Below are 6,335 nucleotides of genomic sequence, written 5' to 3'. Positions count from 1 at the left end.
TTGACCGTGAAAGAGAGGAGCGAAGGATAACATGCCGCTCGATGCTGAACTCGGAAAGACCATGTTGCAGCTGATCACCGCGCGTTACGACGATCGGCGTTGGCGGAAGAAGATCGAAAAGACACTGAGTCTTCCCCAGTCCGGTGTCGGTGTCCCTGTCCAGCAGCAGATTTTCATGTATTTGAAAATCGGGTTGAAGGCGTATAAATCCCGCCGGGCCGATCCGGATTCGTGGATCATCGGCGGCTACGCGACGAAGGAAGTGATCGACCGCGCCAAATTCCAGCCCAAAGAAGTCGGACCGGATATCACCAAGGACGACGTGGCCTTTCTTGGGACTGACCCCGGTTCAGACATCGACGAAGCCTGGTGGGATGAAATGCTGGTGCAGTGGTTCGAGGTGCCTGAAGAGGAAAAGCCTGCCGAAGAGGGTGAAGAGGAGGGTGGCGAGAAAGCTCCCGAATCGGAGTCCTCATCGGAGATGGAGTCGAAAGCATAGAAGATCGCGCTCGGTCAGGACAGTCGCCGCCTGACAGCGTCGGGCCACCCAACTACGCCTCGCTCGCTCAATCCTGTAAACTCGCAAAGCCTCAAACAGTACAGGCTTGGCCGTTGCAATAAAGGAGCAAAGACCGCTCGCTTTTGCGAGTTGTGTCCCGCCCCTCCTGCTGATTGGCGGCTCCGAGCTCTGACCGAGCTCCCAGCGGTAAACAGAAAGGCGAAACAACAGGGACATCGTACTGTTTCGAGCTTTGTTGGTCCACCTAAGGAACGAGTTTCGGCGTCGAGTAGACGGGAAATGTAATGTGGTCGCGCCGAAGCACCGGAGCGGCAATGGTAGCGATCTGCGCCGCTCAACATCAGATCAATTATCCGAACAAGTCCATCTGGGCAGGGTGCGGCGGGTCAATTTGAAGAGCGGAGTCCGGCGTCGAGGCAGAGGTCTCTGGCTCTGTCGATTTGGTATTCTTGTCAAGGAATTCCTTCAATTTCTTAAAGTCTTCCTTGAGCGTATCGAGGAGATTCCCCTGGTGTAATGCCGCAGCCGGGTGCAGTAAGGGGAAGATCACAAAATCTTTCATGTAGAAGGCCTGGGCCTTCACCTTGGTAATTCCAACCTTTCTCTCCAATAGAGTCTGCGTGGCCCAGTTGCCGAGCGTGCACACCAGCTTCGGCCTGATCATCTGGATTTGCTGCATCAGAAACGGCTTGCAGGTCTCTACTTCGTCCGGTTCTGGATCGCGGTTGTTCGGAGGCCGGCATTTGATCACGTTGGCGATGTAGATTTGGTCCCGCGACAGTCCCGCCGATGCCAAGAGGTCGTTCAGTAGCTTGCCCGCCGCGCCGACGAAGGGTTCGCCTTTCTGGTCTTCGTTAAATCCGGGCGCCTCGCCGACAAACATGATGCTCGCATGCGGGTTGCCGATGCCAAAGACCACCTGGGTCCGTCCCAGTTTGGACAGTTTACACAACTGACAATTGTGGAGGGTCTTCGCAAGTTCTTGGAGAGGTGTTGCAGCCATCATGAAGTACGGATGTAAAAAAGATGCAGGGCATCTTATGGGCGTGAGGAAGAGTTGTCAATGGAGCGTCGTGACTCCGCAAATCTACCTGCGGCCGATGATAATCTCTGCGCAACGTTCGCCGCTAACGATGGCGCTTTCAAGATTTGCAGGCCAACCGGTATCGGTCCAGGCTCCTGCCACCAGCAGATTCCGTATGGGGCTGCTCTGAATCGGCCTGCGGGTTTTCGTGCCGGGCGGGAGCGTCAGTACGGCATGCGGCACTTCTTCCTGCCTGAAATCGGACAACTGATCGTTCTTTTGCAGGAGGTGGAGTGATTCAAGAATCCGGCCGACTTGTGACTCCGTCGCTATGGCTGTCTGTTGATGAGGCAAGCTCATGACTGCGATCGTCCCTCGACAAGACTCAGAGGGCTTGCAAGCTATCCATGCGAATGGCCCGTCCCCCATCAACACATGGCGAGGCGAGGCGATCTGTTGCTTCGTGCGCGCTTGGATAATTGTGAGAGGAACTGTAGTGAGATCTGCCATCTGCTGAAAATATGCGTACCGTGTCAACCATCGTTCTGGGAGTAGTGGCGTGAGTTGATGGTGCGGGACTGCGGAGACGTACCAGTCGGCACGAAGAACTGATCCGTCTCGAAAGCGGATGCCCGTAATGCGTTCCTCTTGGATCTCGAATTGTACGGCTTGTGCGCCCAAATACAAAGATGCATCCGATTTTGACAAGTATTCCGCGAGGGGCTCTGCAAAGATCTGTCGCCAAGGCAGCAGAGGGACGTAGAGGCGGTTGTCCGAGGCCCGCGAAAGAAAAAACGGTTTGATGGAGGCGACGAAAGCATCGGCTGAAAGTTGCCGCAGATCGTTGCCCGTCAGCCAGTTGGCGATAGGATTCCAAACGGTGTGTATAATAGCTTGGGTCAAGTGCAGGGATTCGAGCCAATTCTGTGCCGTTCGATGCTCAAGGTCGGAGGGGAGTTGGGTCGAGCCCTCCCAGATTTCTTCCAGCCAGGAGAGAAGCTTCCATCGTTCTTTCCAGGAAAGTCCGGCGAATCTTCCAATGGTAAACAATTGCTGGAGTGGTGTGGGAAATCTTGTTCTGGGATATCGTGCGACTCTTCCATCAGGAAGCAGGAAGTCGAGGGTCGCTTCCGCAAATGCTGTCGAAACGGAGGAATATCCCAGCGACTGCAGCAACGACCAGGTGGCATGGTGACAACCGAGGATAGAGAAGGGTGGATCGCCTTCGCGCCAGGAACGTTCTCCGACCCGAGGAGATTGATCCACGACGCTTACGCGAAAGCCCCCCTTTGTCAGCTTGTGCGCGGCGGTAAGACCTGCCGGGCCTGCTCCGAGTATGACGATAGACTGGCTAGTTGGAGGTGTCACGAGAATCGCGAACGAAGCCATACTCCGGCAGCGAGGGCCAATCTGCCGGAAGTTGAAAGGCGGACTCTGGGGCCGAAGATTTGGTGGTCCGGCTTTTCTATTCGTTCCAAAATGCGAGAGTACACTGCCCGCATGATTTCTGCGACGGTGAGTGCGCGTCGGTCGTGTTGTGGAAGGCACTCCAGCGCCGCTTGAGCCTTGGTGTAGTAGTCGCGGGCCCTGGCGACTTCGAAGCGGATCAGTTCATGAAGTTCCGGGCTATCCTTCCGCTGAAGAAGGTCTTCAGCACTGTACCCGAAGCGAGCGAGATCCACCTGCGGAAGGTAAATACGACCCTGCTCGGCGTCCGATCCAATGTCCCGAAGAATGTTGGTGAGCTGGAATGCTAACCCGAGATCGACGGCATAGTCCTGGGCGTGGGGTGAGGTCGGTCCGAAGATATGCAAGCAGATGAGTCCCACGACAGATGCGACCCGATAACAATAGAGTGACAGATCCTCAAAGGTCTCATAGCGCGTGGTCGTCAGGTCCATTTCGACGCCTTTGAGGAGTTCCGCGAAATAGGCCTTGGGGATGGAGAGTTCCCTTGCATGCTGCGCCAGGCTGATCATGATAGGCCAGGTAGGTGTGCCGCCATAGACCTGGTCCAGCTCGGCCCGCCACCGGCGGAGCTCTTCCTTTGGGTCGCTGCCGGCAGGCGGTTCATCGACTGCGCTATCGGCCGCCTTGCAGAAGGCGTAGACGGTGTACATCGCTTCTCGACGTCCCTTCGGAAGAAAAAGAAACGAATAGTAGAAGTTGCTTCCGCTTTTCTTGGTCAGATTTGTGCAGTACGTTTGGGCTTCTGCGGCGGTCATGATCGTCATGGTGCGGGCCAGAGTCGTGCGCGAAGCTCGGCGAGGCTGGCCTCTTTCAAACTATGCGCGATCGCGTGGGCTTCGTGCAGATCTTGAACCGTGTGCGTATTCGCGACGGCTAACACTTTCATGCCGGCAGCCTTGGCGCTGCGAATGCCGGGTAGTGAATCTTCAATGACCAGGCACGTTGAGGCGGAAATGCCGCCGTCTCGCTGTTGCAAGCCTTTTAAAGCGGTCAAGAACGGTTGCGGGTCCGGTTTTCCTCTCGTGACATCTTCTGCGCTGGTGATATGGAGAAAGGCCTTCCGCAACCCTGCTGAGTCGAGGATGTACTCGATTTCGTGACGCAGTGCACCGGAGGCGATCGCTAAGGGATATGACCGTGCCGCCTCTTGCACGAACTCAGGAATGCCGGGGAAGATCACTTTATGGTGTTTGACCGACTCAAGATAGGCGACAGCTTTTCGTTTCATCAACCGGCTGATGATGTCCGGATCTGCAGGCCGTCCATGAGCGGTCAACGCGGCTATGAAACACCCCCTGTCGTCATATCCAAGGTATTCAGCGTAGTACTCAGATTCCGTAAGTTCAATGCCGATTTCTGTTAACGTTTGGCGCAGGCCGGCAAAGTGCAGGGGTTCTGTATCTGCGATCACTCCGTCGAAGTCGAAGATCAAGGCTTTCAGCTGGTTCATGCCTGTAAATTCGGTGTGTATTACTGGGGCAAGTCATTCGCCGGAGCGGATTATAGCACAGAGAAAAACGAGAGGGGCCGGAGTGTCCCCCGGCCCCTCTGTGAACTCGTGATGATGGAAGCGCGTTAGAATTTAAGGCGCAGCCGCTTTTCGCCGATCCAGCCTTTAGCGCCGTCTTCGGTTTTCACCAAGTACACCCAACCGCTGGGCTGTAAATCACCGTCGAGGACGGTTAATGTTCCCGACGGTCTGACGACGGGACCAGGCTTCGTTCCGGCCGGATCGAGGTACAAGGGAACCGTTTCCGCCGGAATCGTCGGATTCCCAATGACTGCGACCTTTTGTCCCTCTGCGAAAACCGGTGAAGGCACGGTACCCGCCGGAGACGGTGAGGGTGGTGGAGGCGCTGTACCTGTGAGCGGAGGAGCCGCCGGTGAAGGCGCAGCTTCCGTCGGAGTTTGTGGAGATGGAGCTGCGATATCATCAGAAGGTATCTGTGACGGAGTTACAGGCGGAGGCATGGGTTTCGGTTTGGTGGCAATAGGTGGCGTTTCCGGCATGACAGTTTCCCCCATAATAGGGGCAAGCCAGTCCGCCAATTGCTCCGGTTCCATGGCGATGTATCCGATACCGGCAACTAAGAGGAGCAACAGGATCAAGAACATCGATCGTCCGCCGCCTGGCTTCTTACCTGGTTTCATCGGAGAAATCGGTCTGGTAGCCGTGGTCTGATCGAGTTCCTCCTCGGTGAATTCGAGATCCGGTTCCGGTTGACGGGCGAAGAGAAGCGACCACTGAAATGGATTCCCGACAGACGTCAGGTTCCCGGCAAGCACATCCATCGATCACCTCCCTGCTGAACTTCAAACGACGCGACGGTTAGCGTAAAGTACTATCTGAAGAACTACTTATCACCATCGTCCTGTAGTGTCAATTTTCCTCAGCAATATTGCGAGGCTGATTCAACAGGGCTGCGATGGCGAACAGGAGAGGATCTGCTCCTCTCGGCTTCCGGTTCGAAAGACTGTGAGCCCTTTGCATCCTAGGCGGTAGGCTAGCAGGAAGGCGTCGGCCACGTCGGCTTTTGTCGCTGTGGAAGGCATATTGATCGTTTTTGACACGCCGCTGTCGCTAAACCGCTGAAAGGCTGCCTGCATCCGGACATGATGTGCCGGTGAAATATCGTGGGCTGTTACGAAGAGGCGCCGAATGTCCTGGGGAATGCGGGTCAGGTGCTGAATCGAAGGATTTGCGGCCAGGTCGGGTTGGAGTTGCGCTACGTTGAGCCCATGCTCCCGAATCATGCTCGTGAATTTCGGGTGGAGCAAGGTGAAGGACAACCCTTCCAAAGCTCTGCGCACGACCTGCACTGCGTAGAGGGGTTCGATGCCGGGAGAACAGTTTGCGATGATGCTGATTGTGCCGGTCGGCGCGATCGTGGTCACGGTAGGGTTGCGCAGACGGTTCCGATGGGCCTGTGGCCGACTTCCTCGATAGGCCGGGAACGTTCCGCGTTGAGTGGCCAATTCGCGAGAGGCGGCATGGGCGTGGGATTGGACGAAGGCCATCAGGGTTGTTGCCAGGTCAATGGCCTCGTCGGAGTCGTAGGGAATATTCAGCGCGATTAGCAGATCGGCAAAGCCCATCAGGCCGAGCCCGATCTTTCTCGTTCGGAGAGTGGCGTTTTCAATATGCGATAGGGGGTAGTGATTCCGATCGATGACGTTATCGAGAAAACGGACCCCTAATGCGATCGTCCTGGCCAAGCGCTCATAATCGATAGTTGGCTGTAGCCGGGTTGGGAGCAAGAATTTGGCAACATTGATTGATCCCAAGGTGCAGGATTCATAGGGGAGGAGAGGCTGTTCACC

General features: G+C 56.0%; 7 protein-coding genes. 1 reads left to right on the top strand and 6 read right to left on the bottom strand.

Features of this window, described 5'->3' with window-relative positions; all coding sequences use genetic code 11:
• Positions 1 to 31: 31 nt before the first annotated feature.
• On the top strand, positions 32 to 499 hold the full coding sequence (locus tag ACWVCN_RS03570) for a hypothetical protein (protein ID WP_455244140.1): 468 nt from the start codon (positions 32 to 34) through the stop codon (positions 497 to 499).
• Positions 500 to 869: 370 nt separating this feature from the next.
• Here ACWVCN_RS03570 and ACWVCN_RS03565 read toward each other — a convergent pair whose 3' ends face one another.
• From ACWVCN_RS03565 to ACWVCN_RS03540, 6 genes are all read right to left on the bottom strand, one after another.
• Positions 870 to 1,526 carry a uracil-DNA glycosylase gene (locus ACWVCN_RS03565; protein ID WP_455244139.1) on the bottom strand — a complete coding sequence of 219 codons (657 nt, stop codon included), beginning with the start codon at positions 1,524 to 1,526 and terminating at the stop codon, positions 870 to 872.
• Positions 1,527 to 1,607: 81 nt separating this feature from the next.
• Positions 1,608 to 2,933, bottom strand: a complete 1,326-nt coding sequence (locus ACWVCN_RS03560) for a hydroxysqualene dehydroxylase (RefSeq protein ID WP_455244138.1) — start codon at positions 2,931 to 2,933, stop codon at positions 1,608 to 1,610.
• Positions 2,909 to 3,769, bottom strand: a complete 861-nt coding sequence (gene hpnD, locus ACWVCN_RS03555; protein ID WP_455244137.1) for a presqualene diphosphate synthase HpnD — start codon at positions 3,767 to 3,769, stop codon at positions 2,909 to 2,911. Before hpnD ends, ACWVCN_RS03560 begins: the two co-directional genes overlap by 25 nt.
• A 5-nt stretch (positions 3,770 to 3,774) precedes the next feature.
• On the bottom strand, positions 3,775 to 4,464 hold the full coding sequence (locus ACWVCN_RS03550; protein WP_455244136.1) for an HAD family hydrolase: 690 nt from the start codon (positions 4,462 to 4,464) through the stop codon (positions 3,775 to 3,777).
• 125 nt (positions 4,465 to 4,589) lie between these two features.
• Positions 4,590 to 5,306: a hypothetical protein gene (locus tag ACWVCN_RS03545; RefSeq protein WP_455244135.1), complete on the bottom strand. Its 717-nt coding sequence runs from the start codon at positions 5,304 to 5,306 to the stop codon at positions 4,590 to 4,592.
• A 120-nt stretch (positions 5,307 to 5,426) separates the two neighbouring features.
• Positions 5,427 to 6,335, bottom strand: a 909-nt coding sequence (locus ACWVCN_RS03540; protein ID WP_455244134.1) for a hypothetical protein, incomplete at its 5' end; no start/stop codon positions are given.

It is taken from the genome of Petrachloros mirabilis (genome assembly GCF_975968855.1).
The sequence above is the reverse complement of the archived record's forward strand: the minus strand, read 5'-3'. Positions and strand labels throughout refer to the sequence as shown.